The organism is Brucella thiophenivorans, from assembly GCF_002252445.1.
Lineage (GTDB): Bacteria > Pseudomonadota > Alphaproteobacteria > Rhizobiales > Rhizobiaceae > Brucella > Brucella thiophenivorans.
In genome coordinates, this window is sequence record NZ_NNRJ01000014.1 from 134,512 (window position 1) to 159,701 (window position 25,190).

Below are 25,190 nucleotides of genomic sequence, written 5' to 3' on the forward strand. Positions count from 1 at the left end.
AATTTCAGAAAAATTTGCAAGATGCGAACGAAGTAAATATGTATTACCAAAATCCATTGAGTAAAACTCATTGGACTTTGGTTAAGCCCGAGTGGCGATTGAACTTTTTCAAGGCGTGATGCGTCAGCATCTCAGCGCCTTGGTATAAGATGCCGTAAAACAGCCGTTATCTGGCTTTTTTTATGGCCAATATCTCTGGAAACGCACAATAGTCAGGCCCGATGTATAATTATCTCGACTTTGAAAAACCCGTCGCCGACCTCGAAGGCCAGATCCTTGAGCTGAAAAAGCTCGCACAGGAACAGGGCAGCGTCGAGATGAGCGACGAGATCAGCCGTCTTGAGAAACGCTCGGCCGATGCGCTCAAAGATATTTATCGCAAGCTGACCCCATGGCAGAAGGCGCAGATCGCCCGCCACCCGGATCGTCCGCACTGCCTTGAATATATCAACACGCTGTTCACCGAATTCACGCCGCTGGCCGGTGATCGCCAGTTTGCCAATGATGAAGCCATTCAGGGTGGCTTTGCACGCTTCAATGGCCTTCCTGTTGCCATTCTTGGTCAGGAAAAAGGCTCGGACACCAAGACCCGCGTCAAGCATAATTTCGGCTCGGCCCGTCCTGAAGGCTACCGCAAAGCTGTGCGCATCATGGAAATGGCTGACCGTTTCCAGTTGCCGCTGATTACCTTCGTTGACACCGCTGGTGCTTATCCGGGCGTGAGCGCGGAAGAACGCGGTCAGGCAGAAGCCATTGCGCGCTCAACAGCTGAATGCCTCAAGCTGCGCGTGCCTGTGATCTCAATCATCATCGGTGAAGGCGGTTCAGGTGGCGCCATTGCTATCGCTGTTGCAAACCGCGTCTATATGCTCGAACATTCCATCTATTCGGTAATTTCGCCGGAAGGAGCAGCTTCAATCCTCTGGCACGATTCAACCCGCGCCAAGGACGCAGCATCCAACATGCGCATCACCGCGCAGGATCTGTTCGACCTCAAGATTATCGACGGCATCATCCCCGAACCGCTGGGTGGCGCACATCGCGGCAAGGAATCTACAATTGCCGCTGCTGGCGACATTATCACCGCTTCCTTGCGCTCGATGAAGGATGTTGATGGCGAAACGCTTAAGCAGGAGCGGCGTCAGAAATTCCTTGAGATCGGTCGTAATATTTAGAGCGTGTTCCGATCTGATCTAATCAGATCGGCGCTCTAAACTTTTTGCTTTAAGCATAATCTTATCGATCCTCGTTTCACTCCGGTCGGATTATGCTTTAATTAACCATAAAATTCAAAAACTTGCCCCGACGCAGCCTGAACTGCGCCGGATTTGCATCATGCCGACATTTCCGCCATATTGCGGCCACGCTGTTTTTTAGGTAATTGAGCAACGGTTTATCAACGATACTGAAAGGTTTTGTTGTTAATATCCGGGCAACTATAAATCAGATTTGCTCAGACGCGCTCAAAGCACAGCTCTAACAGGCATTATGTGATATGAAGATCAGAACCGCACTTCTTGGAACACTCTTGGCATCCGCTCTGCTTGCGGGTTGTCAGGGTTCGTCCGTTTCCGATCTCAGCTTACGCGCTGAAAAACCACTTCCACAAAAAATAGTCGCCAAGATGCAGGCAAAGGGCATGAGCCGCACCTCGCCTGTCATGGTGCGTATTTTCAAGGAAGAAGGTGTCCTAGAAGTCTGGAAGCAGAAGAATAACGGCAAATACGATCAGATTGCCTCGTATGAGATCTGCAAATGGTCTGGCAAGCTCGGCCCGAAATTCGTTGAAGGTGATCGTCAGGCACCCGAAGGCTTCTATAATGTGCGCCCGGCACAGATGAACCCGAATTCGCAATATCACCTAGCCTTCAACATCGGCTTCCCCAATGCCTATGACCGCGCCCACAATCGCACCGGCCAGAATTTGATGGTGCATGGTGCCTGCTCGTCATCGGGTTGCTATTCGATGACCGATGACAGCGTCAGCGAGATTTATGCTTTTGGTCGCGATGCTTTTAAGGGCGGTCAGCGCGATTTCCAGATTCAGGCATTTCCGTTCCGCATGACCGCAGCCAACATGGCGCGTTACAAGAGCGATCCGAATTATTCGTTCTGGGCGATGCTCAAACAGGGTTACGATTCGTTCGAAGCAACCAAAGTGCCGCCGAAAGTCGATGTCTGCGAAAAGCGTTACGTGTTTAATGTACCAACCGCAGATGGCCAGCCGCTATCGCCAACGGGTGCATGCCCGCCTTCGGCAAGTGCTGAATCCATGGCTTATACCTCATCTTATGAAAAGACTTTCCAGAGCGCATTCAGCGCTGCTCAGAAGAAGCCTGCACCATCCATTCAGGGCATCACCGAAGCAAAGCTCGTCTCAGCCTGGAGTGCGGCACGTGCACGCGGAGAAAAGGTAACACGCGAACCGCCGTCGCTTTCGCCAACGTCGGCTGAAACGCCAAATGCACCGGATATTCGCCCGGCAGCAACACCGATCTCGGTACAGCCGACAGCGATTGCAGCGACCCCAACAGTTGCTGATCCGACACAAACCGCTTCCGTTCCTGTTCCACAGGCAAATCCGGCAATCGTTTCATCCCAAACGAGCGTTTCACCAATGACTACTGCCAGCACGGTTGCAGACAACGTGATTGCGGCACCTGTACCGGCACCAAAAAAGCCATGGTGGAAGCTGGGTGGTAATTGATACCAAATGGATAAAGACGTTCCCGTCTATGATCTAAGAGGGCTTAAGTGCCCTCTTCCCGTTTTAAAGACGCGCAATCGTCTGCAGACTATGCCGAGCGGCTCGCTTCTCTGGGTTGAAGCGACCGATCCTCTGTCCGGCATAGATTTACCGCATTTTTGCACACAAGAAGGCCATGCTCTGCTTTCGCAAGAGCGCGACGAAAACCTGCATCGTTTTCTTATTCAGAAGAGATAATTATCCGATAGAAAATCCTGGAATAGCCAGCGGATTATCCATCATCGCGGCGCGATCCGGGCGATCAATTCCTGCCTTGCCGAGAAATGCGTCGAACAATTCGCGCACATAACTCTCCGGCAAATCCTTCACGATCATCACCAGCAGCGTTTCATGCTCGTCATTCGGCCATTTTGGCAGACGTGCCGGTGGGTGGAAAATCTTCTGCACGCCATGAATGACCAGCGGACGATCCGGATCCTCGGCAATCTGCACAATGCCTTTTACCCGAAGCAGCTTTTCGCCATGGGTCGAGCGCAGCAGATCGATAAACATCTCAAATGTTGAAAACGGAATCGGCTCTTTATGCCTTAGCGAAAACGAGCGGATCGCATCGTCATGATGATGGTGGTGATGCCCATGATCATGATCGCAATCCGGTCCACACACATGATCATTCCCGTGATGATGATGCGAATGCCCCCCATGATCATGGTGAGGATCATCCTCATAGGCTTCCGCCTTCAGCCAATGCTGCACATCAGCCGTCTTGGTTTCAGGATTATAAAGCCCGCATTCAAACAGAGCTGCATAGCCCGTGCGCGTATCGGAGGCTTCCAGAATATCCGCGCCCGGATTAAGCAGCTTCAGTCTTGCTTTCAACGCGCCAAGTCCTGCCTCAGCCTCCGGCATTTCGGCTTTCGTGATGATGATGCGATCAGCCATCGCCGCTTGTTTGACGGCTTCCGCATGATTATCCAGCGATGAATTGCCATTGACGGCATCAACAGTCGTTAGCACGCCGTCAAGGCGAAGTGCTTGCATCAGCACCGGATGCCCCATGATTGACTGCAGCACCGGAGCCGGATCGGCAAGCCCGGTCGTCTCAATGATAATCCGCTTCAAAGCCTTGATGCGGCCCGTCTGGAGCCGATCAATCAGATCGGCCAGCGTATCCACCAGCTCGCCGCGAACCGTGCAACACAGGCAACCATCAGCAAGCTCGATAATACCTTCACTGGCCTTCTCAACCAGAAAATGATCAATGCTCACTTCACCAAATTCATTGATGATAACGGCCGTATCGGTCAATGCCGGGTCTTTGAGCAGACGATTGAGCAGCGTCGTCTTGCCCGAGCCAAGAAAGCCGGTCAGGACGGAAACAGGAATTGGATGCGGCATGATACTATCTTAGAGCGCGTTTCGATCTGATTAAATCAGATCGGCGCTCTAAGTCCTTTTGCTTTTAGCATAATCTCATCGATCCTCGTGTTACTCCGGTCGGATTATGCTTTAATTGATTGAAGCGGCAGCGCGCTGCGGACGTGGCATAGGCACAGGAACCTGCGAAATATCAAGCTGGCCAACGCGCGTAATCTTGGCTGGTGGGGCGGAAACAAGTCCAACCTGAACCGGCACAGGGTCCCGCGTCATCGCATGGATATAGGGCGAATTGAGCTGCAAACGTCCTTCGACATCGCGGCCATCCCAGCGATCAGCCATGGCCTGCTGGCTACAAATTGCCTTGCGCATATCCACGGCCTGATTGATAGCGCTGCTTGCTGGCGGAACCATTGAGCCCAGCGTCGGCACACCCGCACCATTGCTGCGGAAAGCATCGGTCATCAATTGTGCTGCCTGAACCGCACGCGCTTCCTGTCGATCTGAACCCAGCACAATTGCCAGAATTGTGCGACCCTGACGGGTTGCTGAACTTGCCAGATTAAAGCCAGATGCGCAGACAAAGCCGGTCTTCATGCCGTCCGCTCCATCAAAGCGACCAAGCAGAATATTATAATTGGCTTGTGGCTTCTTACCATCACCCGCATCAATGGCTTCTGTATTGAAATAATGCGCATATTGCGGAAATTCGCGGCGCAACTGCACACCAAGCACGGCCAAATCATGCGCGGTCGAATAATTATTCGGATCATGCAGACCATTCGGATTGGCGAAATGTGATCCGCTCATGCCGATGCGCTGCGCTTCCGCATTCATGCGCTGCACGAAAGCAGACTCCGTGCCGCCAACTGCTTCTGCAACCGCCACAGAAACGTCATTGGCCGATTTCACCAGCATGATCTTGAGCGCATTATCAAGCGTCAGTACAGAGCCCGGGCGATAGCCCATCTTGCTTGGTGGCTCTTTAGAAGCATTGACGGTCATTTTGACCGGTGACTCAAGTGTCAGCTGACCAGCTTGAAGAGCGCGAAAGGTCACATAAGCCGTCATCATCTTGGTCAGCGAAGCCGGATACCAGCGCTGGAATGCATCTTGCGCAGAATAAACCTTGCCATTCGCCACATCCACAGCAATCGACGGATTGGCGAGAGTGGCAGACATGGTCAGGGCCGACAGAGCCGCTGCTGCGCACAGGATTTTCAACGACTTCGGGATCATTCGTAGTTCCAATCAGCAAAAGCCATAATAGCTTGCGAGTACATTCAGTCAAAAAGAAAGATTTGCTCTGCTCTTATCTATGCCATGTGGCAATCAAAAGGCAAATAGAGCATGCGCGGAAAAGTGGTATTCGGTTACCAGATAACGCAGGCGTGACAATTCAAAGGCTAAAGCGCGCTGCGCTTTAGGGATTGCCCGCTTTCACCGAAACGTCATATTCTCTTTGCTTCTGCATAATAAGAATCTCAGGATATTTCCGAAATGCCAGTGCTCAATCGTGTCGTCGAAACCCAAGCAGAGATCGCCGCATGGCGTCGCCATCTGCACGAAAACCCTGAATTGCTTTACGACGTTCATGAAACAGCGCGTTTTGTTGAAGAAAAGCTGAAATCCTTCGGCTGTGATCTGGTGGAAACTGGTGTCGGCCGCAGCGGCGTCGTCGCAGTCATCAAAGGTCGTCATGGCGATGGCCCCGCGATTGGTCTGCGCGCCGATATGGATGCTTTGCCGATCACCGAGACCAGCGGCGTCGAGTGGGCGTCTAAAAATCCCGGAAAAGCGCATTCCTGCGGGCATGACGGCCATACATCCATGCTACTCGGTGCCGCGCAATATCTGAGCGAAACCCGAAATTTCCGCGGTTCAGCCGTGCTTTTATTCCAGCCTGCGGAAGAAGGTGGCGCAGGCGCACTTGCGATGGTCAAGGATGGCGTGATGGACCGCTTTGGCATTACGGAAGTCTATGGTGTGCACAATCTGCCGAGTTTGCCCGTCGGCCAGTTTGCCATGTGCAAAGGTCCGATCATGGCCGCAACCGACGAGTTCGACCTGCTCATCACCGGTCGCGGGGGTCATGCAGCACAACCGCACCGCACAATCGATCCCATCCTTGCTGGCTCACAGCTTCATATTGCCATCCAGAGCATCGTGTCCCGCAATACTGATCCGCTGGATTCACTGGTAATTTCAGTCACAAAATTCCATGCCGGCGAAGCCTATAATGTCATCCCGGAAACGACAAAGCTTTCAGGCACCGTGCGAACACTGAGCAAAGAAACCCGCGCCTATGCAGAGCGTCGCATTCGCGAAGCGGCAGCAGGTATTGCGACCATCACAGGTGCAGAAATCTCCGTTCGCTACAGAAACAACTACCCTGTCACCTACAATCACGACGAACAGACCGATTTTGCAGCGCGTGTGGCAAAGAATGTAGCGGGCGAAGGCAAGGTGAAAACCGATGTTGCGCCGATGATGGCCGCAGAAGATTTTTCCTACATGCTGGAAGAGCGCCCCGGCGCTTACATTTTTCTGGGCAATGGCGACACTCCGGGCCTGCATCACCCTGCTTATGACTTCAACGACGAAGCTATCCCTTATGGCGTGAGCTATTTCGTGTCGGTGATTGAAACTGCACTCACCGCCTGAAACGCAATATGCAAATAAATGCGCTGGCCCCGCTTTTTGCGGGGTTGGCGAAAGCCATGAAAAACAGTATGTGTCGGAAAATGCTTATCTTACTTAGAAGCATTTGGTATTGCTGGTCCCGTAGCTCAGTAGGATAGAGCGCAAGATTCCTAATCTTGAGGCCACTGGTTCGAATCCAGTCGGGATCACCATTTAAGCATCTGTAATCATTTTCAAATCAGCCGCGAATGTAGTTTTCAGGAGATAAGTCAATAATGACTTATGAAGCCAACATTTGCAATAAACGAGGCAAGATTGTCTCTTCAATCTCCCGACAACTAATATAATTATAAATCTCTAAGTTCTTGACGACGCCTCATGTCTCTGCCAGCTTGCCAATATATCGGGGTTTTAAATTAAGAGTTGCTTGGGGGCGAGTATATGAGCACTTTCGAAGAAAGCATCAAGATCATTGCTGAACGTGTAAAAACGCATTCGAGTACCATGGCGACAGAAGAGGCGGTTAAAACAGCTGTTGTCTTACCTTTTCTTCGTGCGTTGGGTTATGATGTCTTTGATCCCAATGAAGTCATTCCGGAATTTACAGCCGATGCTGTTGGCAAAAAAGGCGAAAAAGTCGATTATGCTATCCATATCGACAGCCAAATACGTATTCTTATCGAATGCAAGCCGATCACTGTTAACTTGGAAAAGAAGCATCTGGATCAGCTTTACCGGTATTTCAGCGTCACAAGCGCCAAATTTGCCATTTTGACCAATGGTCGCACATTCAATTTCTATACCGATCTCGATGCGTTGAATAAGCTTGATGCCCGTCCGTTTTTCGTTTTTGATCTCGCCGATTTTAATCCGGTTATCGCAGCGGAACTAAAAAAGTTCGAGAAGGCAAGTTTCAACGAAGACAGTATTTTAGCAACTGCTGAGCGCCTGAAATATACTTCTGGTATCAAGAAAGCGATCAACAAGCTCATCGAAGACCCATCCGAAGATTTTGTCAGAATTGTTTCCAGTGAGGTTTACGAAAAGCGGTTTACTGCCAATGTAAAGGAAATGCTGACCGCGGTTACAAAGTCGGCTTTCCGCGACGTTATAATGGATGCAGTGAAAAACCGCTTATCCAATGCGCTTGCTGATACGGAGCAGGTTGTTGAAGAGATTGAACAGCCTGAGGAAGAGGCGGAAATCGTAACCACTGAAGAGGAAACCGAAGGTTTTATGATTGTCCGCGCAATCTGCCGCGAATTGGTAGCTGCCAAGCGCATTGCTATGCGCGATGCCAAGTCATATTGCGCCGTGCTTCTGGATGATAATAATCGCAAACCCTTGGTCCGCCTGCACTTTAATCGCGCGACAAAATATATCGGGATATTTGATGGCGATAGTGAAGACCGCGTCATCATCGAAAGCCTTGATCAAATATATGAATACGCAGATCGAATAAAAACTGCCGCTCAAAAATACGCCTGATTGAAGCAAATCGTTGCGCCAGTCGAGCCTTTTCAAATTGTCTACAGGCTCGACTAACATTTAGAGAAATCAACTTGAGGCTATTTTCCTCACCCCTCATAGGGCCAGTTGGCTTGTGAAAATACACCGCCATCGACCCATAAGGTTTGCCCGGTTACGAACTGTGCGGCATCGGATGCAAAAAACAGCACCGGCCCGGAAAGATCATCCACTGTCCCTACCCGCCGCAGCGGCGTGATCCGACCCCATGTTTGCGCATAATCCGGCTGTTCCTGTGCTGTGCGTTCATTGAGAATAGCACCGGGTGCCACGCAATTCACACGAATGCCGTGCGGTCCCAGTTCAACCGCAGAAACCTTGGTAAACTGCTCGATACCGCCTTTTGATGCTGTGTAGGAAACCAGTTTCGGAAAAGCCAGCTTGTTGCAACCCGAACCGATATTGATGATCGAACCGCCCTTGCCCACATCGATCATTCGCTTGGCTGCAGCCTGCGTATTGAGAAAACAGCCCTTCATATTGGTGCGGATCACAGTGTCCCAATCCGCTTCGGAAAGCTCCAGCAGCGAACTCCAGACCTGAACGCCGGCATTGTTGATCAGCACGTCCGGCGCATCGCCATACCAGCTGCAAACCTCGTCAAAGAACTCTTCGACTTCCGCGCCAATGCCAACATCGCATTCAAGCCCAAGCGCCTGACCGCCAGCCGCTTCAACCAACTCCATCAATGTGTCTGCCAGTTCGTCATCCCCCCTGTAGCTAAAGGCAACCGCATACCCGGCATCAGCCAGAGCCTGAACAAGATGCCTTCCAATGCCGGTGCTTCCACCTGTGACGACTGCAAACCCACTCATGAATTCCCTCCCGAAGCAATTTCCGGCCATAACCTTAATCAAGTTTTGCAGATGGTAAAGCTGACAGAACGGAAATATCATGATTCAGAGCGCATCCCGCAAAGTGTGAAGCGGTTTTCGGATAAGGCGCACGTCAAAAAAGCAGGAGAGCCGGATGAACCCTGATATTCAAGTCGCCAATGGTGCCTGTCACTGCGGAACCGTGCGCTTTCGCGTCAAACTATCCGATGGACTTCACACTGCGCGCCGCTGCACCTGCTCCTATTGCCGGATGCGTGGCGCTGTCGCCGTTTCCGCAGATCTTAATGGCGTTGAAGTCCTGGAAGGCGAAGATGCGCTGACGCTCTACACATTCAATACGGGCACGGCCAAGCATTATTTCTGCTCGAAATGCGGGATCTACACCTTCCACCAGCGCCGATCCAACCCTCAACAATTCGGTGTCAATGCCGCCTGTCTCGAAGGCGTCTCACCTTTCGACTTCAAAGTCATTCCGGTCAATGACGGCGTCAATCACCCATCCGACAATCCTAACCACAAAGGTTCAGGCATTGCTGGCTATCTGCGTTTTGAGGTGAACGAAGATTAGCCCCGCGCACGTGGCTTCTGTTCATTGCGCTCCCATGAAAATACCACTGGCGGCAAGGGATCAAGGCCACGAATAATATCCGCCCCCTTTTCGCCGACCATGATCGTGGGTGCGTTGGTGTTGCACGATGGAACACGCGGCATGATCGAACTGTCGCAGACGCGCAGGCCTTCAAGTCCGCGCACTTTCAGTTCAAGATCAACCACCGCCATCGCATCCGTACCCATCTTGCAGGTGCCGACAGGATGATGATCGGTCTTGGCATTGGCGCAGGCATAATCAAACAAATCATCGTCGCTGACGATCTTCGGCCCCGGCAGACGTTCAGCCATCACAAACGGCTTTAATGCATCCTGTTGCATGATTTCACGCGCAATTTTGAGCCCTTCAAGCGACATCTTGCGATCATGCGGATCGCTCCAGTAATTGGGATCAATCAACGGTGCTGCAGCCGGATCATTGGAAGCCAGCCGCACGGTTCCACGCGAGCGCGGATGCAGATAGGCAGAATTAAGCGTCACACCAGCATTCTTGAGCTTCTCAACGCCCGCCTCAATGCCCGAGCCAAGCCCCAGATGAAACTGGATATCCGGTGAGCGGGCATCCGGATCCGCATACCAAAAGCCGCCGGTTTCGAACAGGCTCGATGCAACAGGACCGGAACGCAGAAAAATATATTGCAGGCCCGCGCCTAATGTCCGATGCAATTTCGCCACGCCATCATAGGTGTGATCGCCGGTGCATTCGGCAATGACAAACAGATCAAGGTGATCCTGCATATTCTCGCCCACACCCGGCAGATCATGCGTCACACTCACACCCAGTTTTTTGAGATGATCGGCGGGGCCAATGCCCGATTGCAACAATAACTTTGGCGAACCGATAGCACCCGACGAGACAATCACCTCGCGGCTTGTGCGCAAAACCTCGCCGCTCATCAGTGTAACGCCCGTGACGCGGGTCTTTTCCAGTTCGATACTGCGCACCGGTGCATTCATCCGCACAGTGAGGTTCCTGCGGTCCCTAATGGTGGACAAATATGCAAGCGATGCCGAAGAGCGGCGGCGGTTACGTTGTGTAAGCTGGTAGAAACCCACGCCCGCCTGCTCGCGGCCATTGAAATCCGGATTATAAGGAATGCCCAGTTCCTGCCCTGCACGAATATAGGCATCGCAGATCGGCAGTGGCGCAGATGGCATCGAAACGCCCATCGGACCGCCATAAGAATGGTAATCATCATTAAAACGCTGATTGTCTTCTGCGCGTTTGAAATAGGGCAACACATGGCGATAATCCCATCCGGTGCAGCCATCTTCGGCCGCCCAGAGATCGTAATCAGCCGCATTGCCGCGCGTATAAATCTGCGCATTGATGCTGGAGCCGCCACCGATAACCTTGGCTTGCGTATAACGCAGTACACGGTTTTTCATGTGTTTCTGCGGAACGGTTTCCCAGCCCCAGCTTGCGACACCCTTGGTCATCTTGGCAAAACCGGCAGGCATGTGAAACAGCGGATTCCAGTCGCTTCCACCTGCTTCCAGCAGCAGCACCTTTATCGCTGCATCTTCGCTCAGACGATTGGCAAGAACGCAACCGGCAGGACCGCCACCGACAATTATATAGTCATACTTCATGCGTTTCTCCTCCCGAGAAACTAAAGCTTCGCTATCGACAAGCCGCCATCGGCATTGATCACGGACCCTGTCGCAAAAATGAAATCGCCGCCTGCAAGGCTCGCAACAATAGCGCCCACATCACCGGCTTCGCCCCATCGTTTCATAGGCACCAGACCACCCTCGATCAGCCCGTCATAACGCTCTGCAACGCGCGCCGTCATATCGGTGCGGATGATACCGGGACGCACCTCGAACACGCCGATCCGTGCTTCGGCCAGACGCAGTGCGAGACCCTGCGTGAATGCCGTCAACCCGGCTTTGCTGATGCAGTAATCAAGCCTTTCGGGCGATGTCATCACGGAAGAAACGGAGCTGATTGTCACAACACTGCGCGGAAAACGCACATCCATCACCGCCAGCATGGATTTCACCACCGCTTGCGTAAAAAACACCGTACCGCGCAGGTTCACACCCATGACTGTATCGAAATTCTCAGGTTTCAACCCGAGAAAGTCGCCGCGCTCAACAGAACCCATGCCTGCATTGTTGACCAGACAATCAATACCGCCCAGTTCGCTTACGACGGCTGATACGGTCGCCTCATGCGTCTCGACCGCGGCAAGATCGCTTTCAAAGAAGGCCACCCTTCCACCCATCGCCCGCAATTCCTGAATGATTGCATCGTCACGTGCACGGTCGGTAATTGCAAGGTCAAAGCCCTTAGCAGCAAGCGAACGCGCAATACCAAGCCCGATGCCGCGACAGCCGCCAGTCACCAGTGCCACGGGTCTTTGACGGTTCATGTAAGCCTCTCCGTTTGAATGTGGTCGGCAACGCGCAGAGCCTGCGCCGCAATCGTCAGCGCCGGATTGACCGCCGCCGATGTCGGCAGAAACGACGCATCGACCACATAGAGATTGGGGTGGTCATAAGCACGGCAATAAGGATCAAGCGGCGCTGTTGCTGGATTATTGCCGATACGTACCGTGCCGCATTGATGCGATGGTGTACGCCTGTCGAACGCCCGCGACAGCACGATTGGAAACCCTGCTGCACGCAGCGCCGATTTGAGCTTATCAACCAGCATCAGATGCGCCTTCCAGTTGGAACGCACCCAATGCAGAATGATGCGATCACCATCCACGCTGACGCGGCTTTCTGGCGATGGCAGATCTTCGCTCATCGCGTAAAAATCAATCGTATGTCCGGCAATGCGGTTTAAAAACCATTCCGGCACTCGCCGCATATTGGATTTCAGGATCGCGCCTGAAACCCGCCCCAGCAATTGCACATTGCCAAGGGGCGGCCCGCCAGCCCCATCCGAAAGATAATAATCATTGAAGCCAAACGTTTTTTGGTAAACGCTGTCATTGCGATAGCGCGGATCAAACCCGATCACCGCACTGGCATTGTGGTTCATAAAATTGCGACCCACCTGATCCGAACCGTTCGCCAGTCCTGAACGCAACAAAAGTGCTGCCGACTGCACGGCACCAGCGGATAGAATGACCAGTTTGGGACGCAAGACCAGTGCCTCGCCATTCTTCGCATAATGAACGGCTGTAATGGTTTTACCATCGGGTCCGGCTTCCAATCGCGTAACCCGCGCGGATGTTTCAAGCCGGACATTTGGATGTTTGAGCGCATTCGCAAGCGGACAGGTTTCCGCATCCATCTTGCCGTCATTGCTGTTGGGATGCGCATCCCAAGGCGTTTTGGCCTTTGCCAGCCAGCGCTCAATATCAACGCCCAATGGCAGGGAAGCCGGATGCAGCCCTGCCTTTTTCAACCGCGCACGTATGTCGGCAATCGGACGCTCGTCATGAATAGCCGGATAAGAATATGACTTTGAATGATGCGGTTCTGTCGGATCATCGCCCAATTCGCCGCGCACCTGAAAAAGCGCTTCCGCCTTGCAATACCAAGGCTCAAGCTCATCATAGGCAAAGGGCCATGCCGGAGACACACCTTCAAGATGTGGAAGCTCTTCAAAATCCTCGCGGCGATAACGCACCAGCACCGCGCCATAGAATTTGGAATTGCCGCCAACATTATAATAATTGCCGGGATTGAATGGCGTTCCATCCGCCTCATACCAGAACTCTTTCGGACGAAAGAAACCACGCTGGAAAATAGCACGCGGATCACGGTTTTCAGGCCTGTCGGCCAGCCGTTCACCTGCCTCCAGAATGAGAATGTCGGCACCTGATGCGCTCAGACCAGCGGCCATGGTCGCGCCGCCGATACCCGAGCCGATAATGACAATATCCGGCTGTCCTCCCAAAGCCGTCTCCCTTACTTTGCTTGCAGCATCCACCAGCCGGTGCGCGCACCGATATGCATGTTGAGCGTCTTGGTTTCGGTATAATCCTCCACCGCATGACGGCCCAGCTCGCGGCCCAGACCCGATTGGCGATAACCACCAAAAGGCAGTTCCGGCGTGCCGTCCATGAAGGTGTTCATCCAGACTGTGCCAGCCCGCACCTTGCGACCAATGTTCATACAAGTGTCGAAATCGCGGCTCCACACGCCAGCCGACAAGCCATAATCAACCGCATTGGCAATCGACATTGCCTCATCCACCGTATCAAAAGACAGCACCGACAGCACCGGCCCGAACACTTCTTCGCGTGCCACGGCCATGTCAGCTTTCACACCTGCAATAATGGTTGGTTCCATATATTGACCAAGACCGAGATCCAGCACATCGCCACCATGGGCAATTGCGGCACCCGCCTTTTTGGCCTGTTCAACATAAGCGCCAACCTTGCTAAGATGCTGTGGCGTGATGATCGCGCCCACTTGCGTGCTGACATCGAGCGGATCGCCGACGATCACTTTTTTCGACAGATCAGCGACCCGTCCGACAATCTCATCGACAATCGAGCGATGCACGATCAGTCGCGAACCGGCATTGCAGCACTCGCCCGCATTGAACCACGCACCGAACACCGCAGCGTCGATAAAGGCATCCATATCCGCATCCGGGAACAGGATTTGCGGATTCTTGCCACCAAGCTCCAGCGATACTTTCTTGAGCGTTTGCGCGGCATTGGCCATGGTCAGCTTGCCAACACCTGTGGAGCCGGTAAACGACACCATATCAACATCTGGGTGCGTGCTCATATGCTGGCCAACTTCTGCACCTGTTCCGGTGATGATGTTGACCACGCCATCCGGCACACCTGCCTCGGCGAGAATTTCACCAAGCAGCAATGTCGAACCAGAGGTCAGTTCCGACGGCTTCACGACTGCGGTACAACCAGCAGCCAGCGCGAAGGGCAGCTTTTGGCCGACGATCAGGAATGGGAAATTCCACGGCGTAATGATCGAGACAACACCAATCGCCTCGCGCAGAACGACACCCAGAGTTCCATCGCCCAGATTATTATAGCTCTCGCCATGCAGATCACGCGCGAGCGCTGCTGCATAGCGCCAGATATCGACGGAACCGGCAATCTCGCCGCGCACCTGAGAAATTGGTTTGCCGGCTTCAATTGCATCGAGATAGGCCAGTTCTTCCGCCCGCGCTTCAATCAGTTCGGCGGCTTTGAGCAAGACCAGCGAACGCTGTGACGCAGTTTTAGACGACCAGCGCCCATGATCAAAAGCCTTCCGCGCGCTCGCAACCGCGCGTTCCACATCGGCCTTGTTGCCAGCCGGATATCGACTCACCGTGACGCCGTGGCCGGGCGCGACACGTTCAATTGTCTCGCCGCTTTGACTACCAACCCATTTTCCATCGATCAGCATGGAGAATTCACGGACATCAAGCCCATTGAGTGGCTGCGGTTTTACGACTACGCTCATCACCATTTTCCTTCAAAATTTGCTTCGCGTTTTTCGCTGAACGAGCGCACGCCTTCTTTAAGATCGCCGGTCTTGGCGACGAGGATAGACCCCAGCGCCTCCACAGCCGTGCCATTGTCTTCGCCATTGGCGACAGACAGCATCAATTTGGAAATTTCGAGCGCGGCGGGCCCACGTTTTGCTACCCGCGCTGCATAGTCCTGCGCTGCTCGCAAAGCCTTGCCCGTCTCCACCACGGCATCAACAATCCCATGCGACAGCGCTTCCTCGGCCGTGAACATTTCGCCACCCAGCACCATGCGGCGCACAATCTGCGCACCAAAGCGGCGCACCAGACGCTGCGTGCCCGACCAGCCGGGGATCATACCAAGAGATGTTTCCGGCAGGCCGATTTTTGCCTGTCGTTCGACAATGCGGATATCGGCGCACCCTGCCAGTTCCAGACCACCACCCAAAGCATGACCATTCATTGCTGCGATCAGCGGCACACGCAAAGTCGCAAGCCGCTCGAACACACGATGACCATAGCGCACCCAGGCATGGCCGAATTCTGCCGGTTCCATGCCGCCCCAGGCCTTGATGTCACCGCCTGCGGAAAAAGCCTTACCTTCGCCCGTCAGGATCGCAACCCGCACGCTGCTATCAGCCTCCACCCGATCACAGGCCGAAGACAATTCCTGCAACAGTTCAATATCAAACGCATTGAGCTTTTCAGGCCGCTCGATGGTCATGACCGCGATGTGGTTTTCGACCTTAATATCAATTCGTTCAGCCATTTAAGCCTCCAGCTTTCGCGCAGGCTTTTGCGGCAATTCAAGCCCAATCGGTTCTTCACGGAACAGAGCTTCATCCATCAGTTTAAGCTTATCCGAAACAATCAGCGGAAACTCAGCTTGATCGAGAATATGCGTCTGCAAATCGACACCCGGCGCGATCTCGGTCAGCACAATGCCATCCGCCGTCAGCTTCAGAACAGCGCGTTCGGTGACATAAGTAATATCCTGCCCCTGTTCGACACCACGCGGACCGGAGAAGGTGACATGCTCAACCTCATTGACGAGCTTTTTGAGCTTACCCTCTTTTTCGATCACCAGCTTACCGTCAGCGACCGACAATTTCGCCCCTGCATTGAACATGCCGGAGAAGACAATCTTCTTGGCCCGTGCAGTAATATCGACAAAACCGCCAGCACCAGCAGTCACATGCGGACGGAATGACAGTTTCGACACATTGACCGAGCCGTCGCGTCCGATCTCAAGGAAGGACAGAAGCGAGGCGTCGAAGCCCGCCCCCTGAAAATAAGTGAACTGATAGGGTGACGGCATATAGGCGTCTGCATTGGACGCACAGCCAAAGGCAAAATCGAGGAGCGGCACACCGCCAACTGCACCCTGCTCAATCACCCAGGTCACTGCACCATGCAATCCCTCTTCCAACAGAATGCGCGGTACATTGGCAGAAATACCAAAGCCAAGATTGACCGCACTTCCTGCCTGCAATTCCTGTGCTACACGCCGCGCAATCGCCTTCTGAATATTGAACTCAGGCAAGCGGAATGTATCGAGCGGACGGAAAATCTCGCCGGAAATTGCCGGATCGTAAAGTGTCTGCGTTGTCTGCTTCTGGTCGGGATCAACGACGATATAGTCAACCAGAACGCCCGGCACGCGCACATCGTGCGGTTTCAGCGTGCCTTCCTTGGCGATGCGCTTCACCTGCGCAATGACGATGCCGCCATTGTTGCGTGCAGCCAACGCCTGATCCAGCCCACCAAGATATGCGCCCTCATGTTCATAGGTGAGATTGCCGCGTTCATCGGCAGTGGTGGCGCGGATGATCGTCACATGCGGCACGATATTGGGGAAATAAAGCCAGTCCTCACCTTCAAAACTGACCTGCCTGACGACCGACTCCTCACGCGCCTTGTCATTCATTGCCGATCCCTGACGCTTGGGATCAACGAAAGTATCAAGCCCCACTTTGGTCAGCACGCCGGGACGCTTGGCAGCAGCCTCACGATGCATGTCAAATAGAATACCGGACGGAATATTATAGGCCGGAATCTCATTATTGGTGATCATCTGCCAGATCATCGGCGGCTCAGCACTTGATGGCCCGGATGGATAAGACCCGCCAATGATCTTCTTCAAAAGACCCTTTTTGGCAATATAATCAACGCCCTTTATGCCGCTCATATCGCCCGCCGCAATTGGATGCAGCGTAGTGATATTCTGAGGATGACCGGTTTCATCAAACCGCTCGCCAATCGCTTTCAGCATCATGTCCGGACAGCCGAGGCCGCTCGATGAAGAAACTGAAACGACAGCGTTGTCGGGAATGAGTGATGCTGCTTCCGCAAATGAAATATGTTTGCTCATAATTTTCAAAGTCCTGAATGAACAGCGGTTGCTTTACCGGTCTTTGCAGCCTCAAGCACGGCAAGCCCGGTAGCAAGCGACCAGATGCCATCCTCCAGTGTTGCCGAAGGCTGGCCTTTACCTGCGATGGCATTATGGAAAGCCTGCAAGGCGGTTTCGTAGAGATTTTTCTGGTCGAGCGGCAATTCGTGCTCGCCATCCTTGTCACGCAGAATGACGGTCCCCACCGGCTTTTGCGTCATGACATTACTTGCAATAAGCGAGCCTTCGCTGCCATGCACTTCAAAGCCGGTTTCGGCATATTTTGTGGTAAAAGCATCGTGGAACTGCGCAATCGCACCGGAAGGAAAGCGCAATACGCCCATCACGCCATCTTCAAGACCTTCGCCGCTTAAGCCACCCTGCTGGCTGAATGCCAAAGCTTCGACCGGATTTTCACCCAGCACAAAACGCAACGTGTCGGCATCATGCACGGTAATATCGAGGATCACGCCGCCACCTGCATCCGGCCGCTCAATGCGCCAGCCCTGCAAATGCGGCGGCAGATAAACCGCGTGAAAAACCCGCGCGCCAAGCACCTTGCCTATCCTGCCCTTGGCAATTGCATCACGCATGGCGCGGTGGCTTGCAGCATTGCGCAGGTGATGATTTGTGCCCGCCACAATGCCCGCTTCGCGCACGGCTTTCAGCATCTGATGCGCGTCGCCAATCGTCAGAGCCAGCGGCTTTTCGCACAGAATATGCTTACCTGCTTTGGCGGCGGCAATCGCCTGATCGCGATGCAGTTCATTGGTAGTGGAGATATAGACAGCGTCGATTTCCGGATCAGACAACAGCGCATCAAGGCTTGTCACAGAGCGGGCAATACCGTTCTCGCGGGCATAGGCCTCGCCACGCTCAGCATTGGTGCTGTAAACCGACACAACTTCGCCGACAATTGACTTATTTGGCGCGCGAATGGCACCGATGACCCATTCTTTTGCAATGGTGCTTGCGCCTATAAGGCCCCACTTTGCCATTCGAATTTCTCCTCCTGTTTCGTTTGCGTACCGCAACTTGCACGCACCGCCAGGCGCACCGCCAAACGCTGCGCCTCCGCCTCCACCCGTTCTGAATTGATCTGTTTCAGCAAAAGCTGCGCCGCACGTTCTCCCAAACCTTGCGGATCAACAGCAACAGTTGTCAGTGCAGGAACAGCGGTCTTTGCTTCGATCACATCGTCAAAGCCAACCACTCCAAAATCCCGGCCCGGCTCCAGATTTGCAGCACGTAAACCATCGCAGATCCCAAAAGCTACAGCATCATTGAAGCACACCGCTGCCGTCGGCTTCATGCCGTGCCGCAACATGCGCTCAACTGCTTCAACACCGCCAGCGCGTGATGGCGCAGAGGTAAAGACCAGCGCATCATCAAACACGATGCCCGACTGCTCAAGCCCTGCGCGATAGCCCGCGACTCTTTCAGCAAAAACAGCGGTATCCGCATAGCCGCCCATGAATGCGATTGTCCGATGCCCCAGGGACACCAGATGCTCAACTGCCTTTGCCACGCCGCCGCGATTGTCTGAAACAATCGACGACACACCAGATCCCGGCACATCGCGCACCATCTGCACAACCGGCAGGCCACTTTTTGCTAATGGTTTCAGATCACTAGCCTCTGTGCCACGCGCGGGCGAAACGATCAGCCCGGCAATGCCATGCTCACGCATCGAGGCAATCACTTCGCGCTGACGATCAATGCTTTCCGCTGTATTGGCGAGAAACTGCACATAACCTGCCGACTGCATGACGCGATCAACACCAACGGCAAGCTCGGCAAAAAAGCTGTTGGTCAGATCATTGACCACAAGCCCGATGATTTTCGATTTCGACTGACGCAGATTTGCAGCCGAGCGGTTATAGACATAGCCGAGCTTCTCGATCGCTTCCTGAACTCGTGTACGGGTCTCGGAATGAACCAGCGGACTATCGCGCAGAACAAGCGATACGGTCGACTTCGACACGCCTGCTTCGCGTGCAATATCGATTACCGTAATGCTGCTCTTGCTCATAGACGTCTCCTGTTGTTCTCATTTAATTGGAACGTTCCAATTTTGTCAACGGCTTTGCTCGTTCTCAGAACTATCGCAAAAGAAGCCCAATAATGCTGTTGGAAATCCGGAAATAGAGCGTCTATTTTCATTATTTCACCAATAAAAGTATCCACTTTTGCAACTTCACAGAAAACCCGCTATTTTTGCACAATTTCGCCATATTCTGTCCCGTATTGCCAATTGGAACGATCTAAATTATGAGTACTCCTCATGGAGTTGGAGGACTGACATGAGCGCATCATCGGAAACCGTACTCACCCTGCCATTCGCGGACGGCGGTTTAAAACCCTATCGCATGACGGGCACACCGACACCGCGCCCCACCTCTCCTCCCCGGTTCAACCGCATTGCCTATGCCGCAGCACATGTGGTTTCAGACCCACTCAGAGACAGCAATCCATGGAACAATCCGGCAATTGATTGGGACGCGACCATGGCTTTCCGTCATCACCTCTGGAGTCTCGGCTTTCAAATCGCAGAAGCGATGGACACCTCACAACGCGGCATGGGACTTAACTGGGCAGGCGCACAAGAACTGATCCGCCGCTCGCTTGCAGAAAGCAAGACTGTTGCGGGTGCCGATCTCGCCTGCGGCGCCGGAACTGATCATCTCGACCCAGCAGACGCAAAGAGCCTCGACGAGGTGATTAGAGCCTATGAAACACAGGCTGAATTCATCGAAAAACACGGCGGTCGTTTCATTCTCATGGCCAGCCGCGCCTTAGCGCGTATCGCCCGCTCGCCTGAAGATTACGTCAAGGTTTACAACCACATCCTCACAAACGCGCGCCAAAAAGTGGTGCTGCACTGGCTGGGCGATATGTTCGACCCACAACTCAAAGGTTATTGGGGCGCAGCCCAATTCGAGGATGCGCTTGATACCGTCATCAATATCATAGAAGCCAACCGCCACAAGGTTGAAGGCATCAAGATTTCACTTCTCGAAGAACGCTATGAAATCGCACTCCGCAACCGCCTGCCGGAAGGTGTGCTGTGTTTCACGGGCGATGATTTCAATTATGCACCGCTGATCGAAGGTGACGGCAACAAGCACAGCCATGCACTGCTTGGTATTTTCGACGCGGTCGCACCTCAGGCTTCAAGCGCATTGGCACATCTTGCCAATGGAGACACGGAGCGTTTCCGCGCGATCATCGAGCCAACCGTGCCGCTATCACGCAAAATATTTGAAGCACCGACGCAATATTACAAGGCAGGCGTTGTGTTTCTCGCCTGGTTGAATGGTCATCAGAGCCATTTCACCATGCCCGCCGGAATGCAATCGGCACGTGGCGTTATCCATTATGCCGATATTTTCCGCCTTGCTGATCAAGCAAATACTCTCGACCAGCCGGAACTCGCCATCCAACGCATGAAACACCTGCTTGCATTGAACGGCTTGCAATCGACACAATAAGCCGCTTTCCCATTTTAATCCAAATACGTATCGCAAGATAAAAAATACGCCCTGATTGATAGAAATGCTCTGATCCGTTCAGCGCAATACTTGATGACGCATATTGGAGTGCATTCCGAAAAGTGTAAGATCATTTTCGGACAGAGATGCGCGTCAAAGCAAATATTGAGAGCGCCGATCTGATCCTATCAGATCGAAACGCGCTCTAAGCCCACCCCCACATATTGCCCGCGAGATTGTAAATATAAATTGCAATGGTGCTTGATTTTTCCATCGCCATATCACTAGTATATTTTCAGACTATATTAAAAATTATATGCGGTTAAATTATAAAATACTAATTGAGAGCTGTATTATTACCATGTCAGTATGTAAGATAATTCTAAAATCAACTATACTTGTTGTGATTAGCTCTCAAGCGTGGGCTGACACACCAGTCTATGAGGTTCATGGTTCTTTCGGGGGATCAAGAGCCGATGGGGTCAGCATATCTGCTGATGGCAAGGTATTTGGCGTGCGGCGGATGTCACTAAGCGGCACCTACGACAAATCCTTTGTCATCACGCAGGATGGCATAACCGATATTGGTTCGCTCAGTGGTACCGGCGAAACAGCGCTACAGACGATTTCAGCGAATGGTCGCGCTGCAATAGGCAGCAGTTCTGTTGGTCCTACACAGGTAAGCGCATTCTGGTGGACCCGAGACACAGGCATGCGTGACATCGGCACCTTGGGTGGAACAATGTCGCTCACGAGAGGCATTTCGGCTGACGGTAACGTGGTAACAGGTGACAGCAATCTTGCTGGCGACACAGTAACCAATGCGTTCCGCTGGACGCCTCAGGATGGCATCACAAGCCTCAACACTTTGGGGGGCACGTCCTCCTTCTCTCACGCCGTTTCTGCCGATGGCAGCACAATCGTCGGCTACAGCTCAACCGCGACGTCTGAAACACACGCCTTTCGATGGTCACAGGCGACCGGCATGGTCAGCCTGGAAACGCTGGGCGGCTTCAATTCCACAGCGCGCAGCGTTTCAGCAGACGGATCTGTGATCGTCGGCACCAGCGATACCGCTGATCAACAGCAACATGCTTTCCGCTGGACTAAAACCACTGGAATGGTCGACCTCAGTCCGCAGGGAAGCACGCAACACAGCATCGCTGACTTTGTTTCCAGTGACGGAAAAGTCGTTGTTGGAACAATGACTGTAGACAACAATTTTAACCAGGCTTTTCGATGGACGTCTGAAACTGGAATGATGAGTCTCGGCTCGTTGGGTGGAGAGCTTTCCCATGCTTTGAATATGACGGACAGTGGCAGTGCGGTGGTTGGTTACAGCTATACGGATACGATGTTTATGCGCGCTTTCCGATGGACCGCACATGATGGCATGATCGACCTTGGTACAATCGGCGGTAATAACGCCCTTGCATGGGATATTTCTGACGATGGTAGTGTCATCGTAGGAACTGCTGAAACCGCAGAAGGGGATCTCCATGCAACCCTCTGGAAACTACCGGCAATAAACCCAGGCACCGATCCGAGCATTGATCCTGGAACCGGCCCCGGCGTTGATCCCGGAAATGGGTCAGGAACTGATCCTGAAACGACGCCGCCAAATCCTGAGGTGGATCCAGATGGAAACTCTGGCGGCACCCCTGGAACAAAACCAACTCAGCCCGGGGCTGGTTCTGGCTCCGGTTCAATCCCTAATTCTCCATCGCCCGGCCCCGTGGTCACCCCGGTGGTCATAGACGTCAACCACACTGTTGCGACTGTGATGAAACTCGCATTCAGCAGCTTCTCGGCGATGGAGGCGCAGCGCCTGACACTGAATAAATTGCAGGGTTATTGTACGGTGGATAGCGCAGGCCAAACTTGCTATTCGCAATTCACGGACATAAGCGGGTTTGGCGATCAGCGGGATTTGCTCGCAGGTTTCACACTCGGACATGCCTTTACCGACAATTTTTCGGCGGGCGCTACCATTGCGCATTCCTTCTGGCAGGAACAACCCGATGGCTTCGATACGGGTAACGACAATCTCGGCGGCGGGATCTATGCGCAATGGAAAGACAAGACAGCCAACGGTGACTGGTATGTGCGGGCAAGCCTTTCGGGAAATCGGTATGATACGGAAATTACGCGGCCTCTCCTTCCTTATACGGAACGCGGAACCGGCGAAACACGCGTACAAGGCTGGAGCACAGCATTGGAGTTTGGACAGAGCGAAAATCTGAGCTTCAACAATGCACGGTTTGGCACTTATGGCGGCCTTCGTTACAGCGATATTTCCATGGACGGTTATACGGAAACAAATGCACTGTTCCCATTCACCTATAGCGATATGAAATATGAACTGACGACCGCTTATGCAGGTGCAAATTATAGTATGCCATTCAGTGACCGGCTCCGATGGTCTGTAAATGTCGAAATCGAGCAGGATATTGCGCACAAAGATCCAGAATTTGATGCGAGAGCGAATTATATCGGCGCATTGATCTATGGCTCCGACTTTTCGCACACAAGAGGCTCGGCATCGACCAGCTTGAGCTACGCCTTCAATGACCAAACTGGCCTTTCACTCATGCCCTATATCATCCGCACCGCATCGCGCGAAAATGCAGTGGGTGCAACGGTAAGGGTATTTGGAGAATTTTGACGCAAGCGCATGCCGAAACGTCTGAAGCGGTGTTTGGGCGAACTGCGCGTGAACTCTACAAACCTCGCGGCACATTGTGCCGCGAGGTAAGATTATTTCCAGCAAAAGTGCAGAGCGGTTTTGCGTGGGATAATGCGTAAAGACAAATAGATAGAGGGGTTTCAAGGCATCTGTTTAGAGCGCGTTTTGATCTGATTGGATCAGATCGGCGCTCTAAATATTTGTTTTGACGCGCATCTTATTCCGAAAACCATTTCATACTTTTCGGGATACGCTCTAAACAGGAACCGATCTAACATTTAATAGCTACGCTTCTATCGCCAGCCGAGTTCCGGTGCGACATGCTTGAGGATCGCCTCAATAACATGGGCATTGTAATCGACGCCAAGCTGGTTGGGCACCGTCAACAAAAGCGTATCAGCTTCGGCAACAGCCTCATCTTGCGCAAGCTCTTTGATCAGCGCCTCTGGCTCCGCAGCGTAGGAACGACCAAAAATAGCGCGGGTATTCTCATCAATATAGCCGATGGAATCCTGCTCCTTGCTGCCACCACCAAAATAAGCACGGTCGCGATCATCAACCAGCGCAAAGATACTGCGGCTCACAGAAACGCGTGGCTCATGTCCATGTCCAGCTTCTTTCCAGGCTTCGCGATAAGCACGGATCTGTGCTGCCTGCTGAACGTGGAACGGCTCGCCCGTTTCATCATCTTTCAAAGTGGAGCTTTGCAGGTTCATGCCAAGTTTTGCAGCCCAGCGAGCCGTGGCGTTGGAACCTGCGCCCCACCAGATACGATCCCGCAAACCTTCTGAATGCGGCTCAAGACGCAACAGGCCGGGCGGATTGGGAAACATCGGACGCGGATTTGGCTGGGCAAAGCCCTGACCTTTGAGAGCCTCGAAGAAAGCCTCACCATGTTTACGACCCATATCAGCGTCACTTGACCCTTCTTCTGGTTCAAAACCGAAGTAACGCCAGCCATCAATCACCTGTTCCGGCGACCCACGGCTCAGACCAAGTTGCAAGCGGCCCTTTGATATAAGATCAGCAGCACCGGCATCCTCCGCCATATAAAGCGGGTTCTCATAGCGCATATCGATCACGGCGGTGCCGATTTCGATCTTGCTGGTCTTCGCACCAACTGCTGCGAGCAACGGAAAAGGTGACGCAAGCTGGCGTGCAAAATGGTGCACACGAAAATAAGCGCCATCAGCGCCGAGTTCCTCAGCGGCAACGGCCAGATCAATTGATTGCAGCAAAGCATCACCCGCAGAACGGGTTGCCGACTGCGGCGATGGCGACCAGTGACCGAATGAAAGAAAGCCTATCTTTTTCATATTCTCATTCCTTGAGTGCGTTGCACTTTTCAAGTGTTCTCGCAGAATATGGCGGTATGCGATAGCTATTGAAAGTGGGCTGAACACTGTGTTCATGAAACAGAATATAACGGGCAAACGAAGGCGCTTAATGGGTAAGCGTTGACAGTCTTTAAAGACCAGATTAAGCCTCAAAAGATGCGGATAAGCCTTGAACCCGGGGAACCGAATATTG

At 53.0% G+C, this 25,190-nt stretch carries 20 protein-coding genes and 1 tRNA gene; 9 read left to right on the forward strand and 12 right to left on the reverse strand.

Features of this window, described 5'->3' with window-relative positions:
* Window positions 1-221 precede the first annotated feature (221 nt).
* The 3 genes from CEV31_RS04830 (at window position 222) to CEV31_RS04840 (ending at window position 2,944) form a co-directional block, all read left to right on the forward strand.
* Window positions 222-1,175, forward strand: a complete 954-nt coding sequence (locus CEV31_RS04830; RefSeq protein WP_094505768.1) for an acetyl-CoA carboxylase carboxyltransferase subunit alpha — start codon at window positions 222-224, stop codon at window positions 1,173-1,175.
* Window positions 1,176-1,495: 320 nt separating this feature from the next.
* Window positions 1,496-2,707 (forward strand): L,D-transpeptidase family protein, encoded by a 1,212-nt coding sequence (locus CEV31_RS04835; RefSeq protein ID WP_094505770.1) that lies wholly within the window; start codon window positions 1,496-1,498, stop codon window positions 2,705-2,707.
* Window positions 2,708-2,713: 6 nt separating this feature from the next.
* Window positions 2,714-2,944 (forward strand): sulfurtransferase TusA family protein, encoded by a 231-nt coding sequence (locus CEV31_RS04840; RefSeq protein ID WP_094505772.1) that lies wholly within the window; start codon window positions 2,714-2,716, stop codon window positions 2,942-2,944.
* On the opposite strand, the gene CEV31_RS04845 is transcribed toward CEV31_RS04840, so the two are convergent.
* Together CEV31_RS04845 and CEV31_RS04850 are read right to left on the reverse strand one after the other, a co-directional pair.
* A complete protein-coding gene (locus tag CEV31_RS04845) occupies window positions 2,945-4,105 on the reverse strand; it encodes a CobW family GTP-binding protein (protein WP_094505773.1) in 1,161 nt (386 codons plus the stop codon). It abuts the gene before it with no gap.
* 111 nt (window positions 4,106-4,216) lie between these two features.
* Window positions 4,217-5,323, reverse strand: a complete 1,107-nt coding sequence (locus CEV31_RS04850; protein WP_094505775.1) for a D-alanyl-D-alanine carboxypeptidase family protein — start codon at window positions 5,321-5,323, stop codon at window positions 4,217-4,219.
* Window positions 5,324-5,584: 261 nt separating this feature from the next.
* On the opposite strand from CEV31_RS04850, the gene CEV31_RS04855 reads away from it, so the two are divergent.
* From CEV31_RS04855 to CEV31_RS04865, 3 genes are all read left to right on the forward strand, one after another.
* Window positions 5,585-6,748: a M20 aminoacylase family protein gene (locus CEV31_RS04855; RefSeq protein WP_094505777.1), complete on the forward strand. Its 1,164-nt coding sequence runs from the start codon at window positions 5,585-5,587 to the stop codon at window positions 6,746-6,748.
* 114 nt (window positions 6,749-6,862) lie between these two features.
* Window positions 6,863-6,939 (forward strand) — tRNA-Arg (locus tag CEV31_RS04860).
* Between the two features lie 229 nt (window positions 6,940-7,168).
* Window positions 7,169-8,215 carry a type I restriction endonuclease gene (locus CEV31_RS04865; RefSeq protein ID WP_094505779.1) on the forward strand — a complete coding sequence of 349 codons (1,047 nt, stop codon included), beginning with the start codon at window positions 7,169-7,171 and terminating at the stop codon, window positions 8,213-8,215.
* An 89-nt stretch (window positions 8,216-8,304) separates the two neighbouring features.
* Here CEV31_RS04865 and CEV31_RS04870 read toward each other — a convergent pair whose 3' ends face one another.
* Window positions 8,305-9,069 carry an SDR family NAD(P)-dependent oxidoreductase gene (locus CEV31_RS04870; protein WP_094505781.1) on the reverse strand — a complete coding sequence of 255 codons (765 nt, stop codon included), beginning with the start codon at window positions 9,067-9,069 and terminating at the stop codon, window positions 8,305-8,307.
* A gap of 154 nt (window positions 9,070-9,223) precedes the next feature.
* Here CEV31_RS04870 and CEV31_RS04875 point away from each other — a divergent pair, with 154 nt between their 5' ends.
* Window positions 9,224-9,658, forward strand: a complete 435-nt coding sequence (locus CEV31_RS04875) for a GFA family protein (protein ID WP_094505783.1) — start codon at window positions 9,224-9,226, stop codon at window positions 9,656-9,658.
* Here CEV31_RS04875 and CEV31_RS04880 read toward each other — a convergent pair.
* Genes CEV31_RS04880 through CEV31_RS04915 form a run of 8 tightly spaced genes read right to left on the reverse strand, consistent with a single transcriptional unit; the run spans window position 9,655 to window position 19,515 of the window.
* Window positions 9,655-11,292, reverse strand: coding sequence for a GMC family oxidoreductase (locus tag CEV31_RS04880; protein ID WP_094505784.1), 1,638 nt, complete (start codon window positions 11,290-11,292; stop codon window positions 9,655-9,657). The genes CEV31_RS04875 and CEV31_RS04880 overlap by 4 nt on opposite strands.
* 20 nt (window positions 11,293-11,312) lie before the next feature.
* Window positions 11,313-12,077 carry a 3-ketoacyl-ACP reductase gene (locus tag CEV31_RS04885; RefSeq protein WP_094505785.1) on the reverse strand — a complete coding sequence of 255 codons (765 nt, stop codon included), beginning with the start codon at window positions 12,075-12,077 and terminating at the stop codon, window positions 11,313-11,315.
* Complete coding sequence (locus CEV31_RS04890) at window positions 12,074-13,558, reverse strand: GMC oxidoreductase (RefSeq protein WP_094505822.1); 1,485 nt, start codon at window positions 13,556-13,558, stop codon at window positions 12,074-12,076. The genes CEV31_RS04885 and CEV31_RS04890 overlap by 4 nt, the downstream gene beginning before the upstream one ends.
* A gap of 11 nt (window positions 13,559-13,569) precedes the next feature.
* Entirely contained in the window at window positions 13,570-15,090 is a 1,521-nt protein-coding gene (locus CEV31_RS04895) for an aldehyde dehydrogenase family protein (RefSeq protein ID WP_094505786.1), read from the reverse strand.
* On the reverse strand, window positions 15,084-15,860 hold the full coding sequence (locus CEV31_RS04900; protein ID WP_094505787.1) for an enoyl-CoA hydratase/isomerase family protein: 777 nt from the start codon (window positions 15,858-15,860) through the stop codon (window positions 15,084-15,086). The genes CEV31_RS04895 and CEV31_RS04900 overlap by 7 nt, the downstream gene beginning before the upstream one ends.
* Entirely contained in the window at window positions 15,861-17,462 is a 1,602-nt protein-coding gene (locus tag CEV31_RS04905; RefSeq protein WP_094505788.1) for an acyl CoA:acetate/3-ketoacid CoA transferase, read from the reverse strand.
* 5 nt (window positions 17,463-17,467) lie between these two features.
* Window positions 17,468-18,481, reverse strand: coding sequence for a Gfo/Idh/MocA family protein (locus tag CEV31_RS04910; protein WP_094505789.1), 1,014 nt, complete (start codon window positions 18,479-18,481; stop codon window positions 17,468-17,470).
* Window positions 18,460-19,515 (reverse strand): LacI family DNA-binding transcriptional regulator, encoded by a 1,056-nt coding sequence (locus CEV31_RS04915; RefSeq protein WP_094505790.1) that lies wholly within the window; start codon window positions 19,513-19,515, stop codon window positions 18,460-18,462. Before CEV31_RS04915 ends, CEV31_RS04910 begins: the two co-directional genes overlap by 22 nt.
* Window positions 19,516-19,786: 271 nt before the next feature.
* Between CEV31_RS04915 and CEV31_RS04920 the strand changes: the two genes are divergently transcribed.
* Both CEV31_RS04920 and CEV31_RS04925 read left to right on the forward strand, forming a co-directional pair.
* Window positions 19,787-20,974, forward strand: coding sequence for a dihydrodipicolinate synthase family protein (locus CEV31_RS04920; RefSeq protein WP_094505791.1), 1,188 nt, complete (start codon window positions 19,787-19,789; stop codon window positions 20,972-20,974).
* A gap of 523 nt (window positions 20,975-21,497) precedes the next feature.
* Window positions 21,498-23,639 (forward strand): autotransporter domain-containing protein, encoded by a 2,142-nt coding sequence (locus CEV31_RS04925; protein WP_169717308.1) that lies wholly within the window; start codon window positions 21,498-21,500, stop codon window positions 23,637-23,639.
* A 314-nt stretch (window positions 23,640-23,953) separates the two neighbouring features.
* Here CEV31_RS04925 and CEV31_RS04930 read toward each other — a convergent pair whose 3' ends face one another.
* Window positions 23,954-24,976, reverse strand: coding sequence for an LLM class flavin-dependent oxidoreductase (locus CEV31_RS04930; RefSeq protein ID WP_094505793.1), 1,023 nt, complete (start codon window positions 24,974-24,976; stop codon window positions 23,954-23,956).
* Window positions 24,977-25,190: the final 214 nt, after the last annotated feature.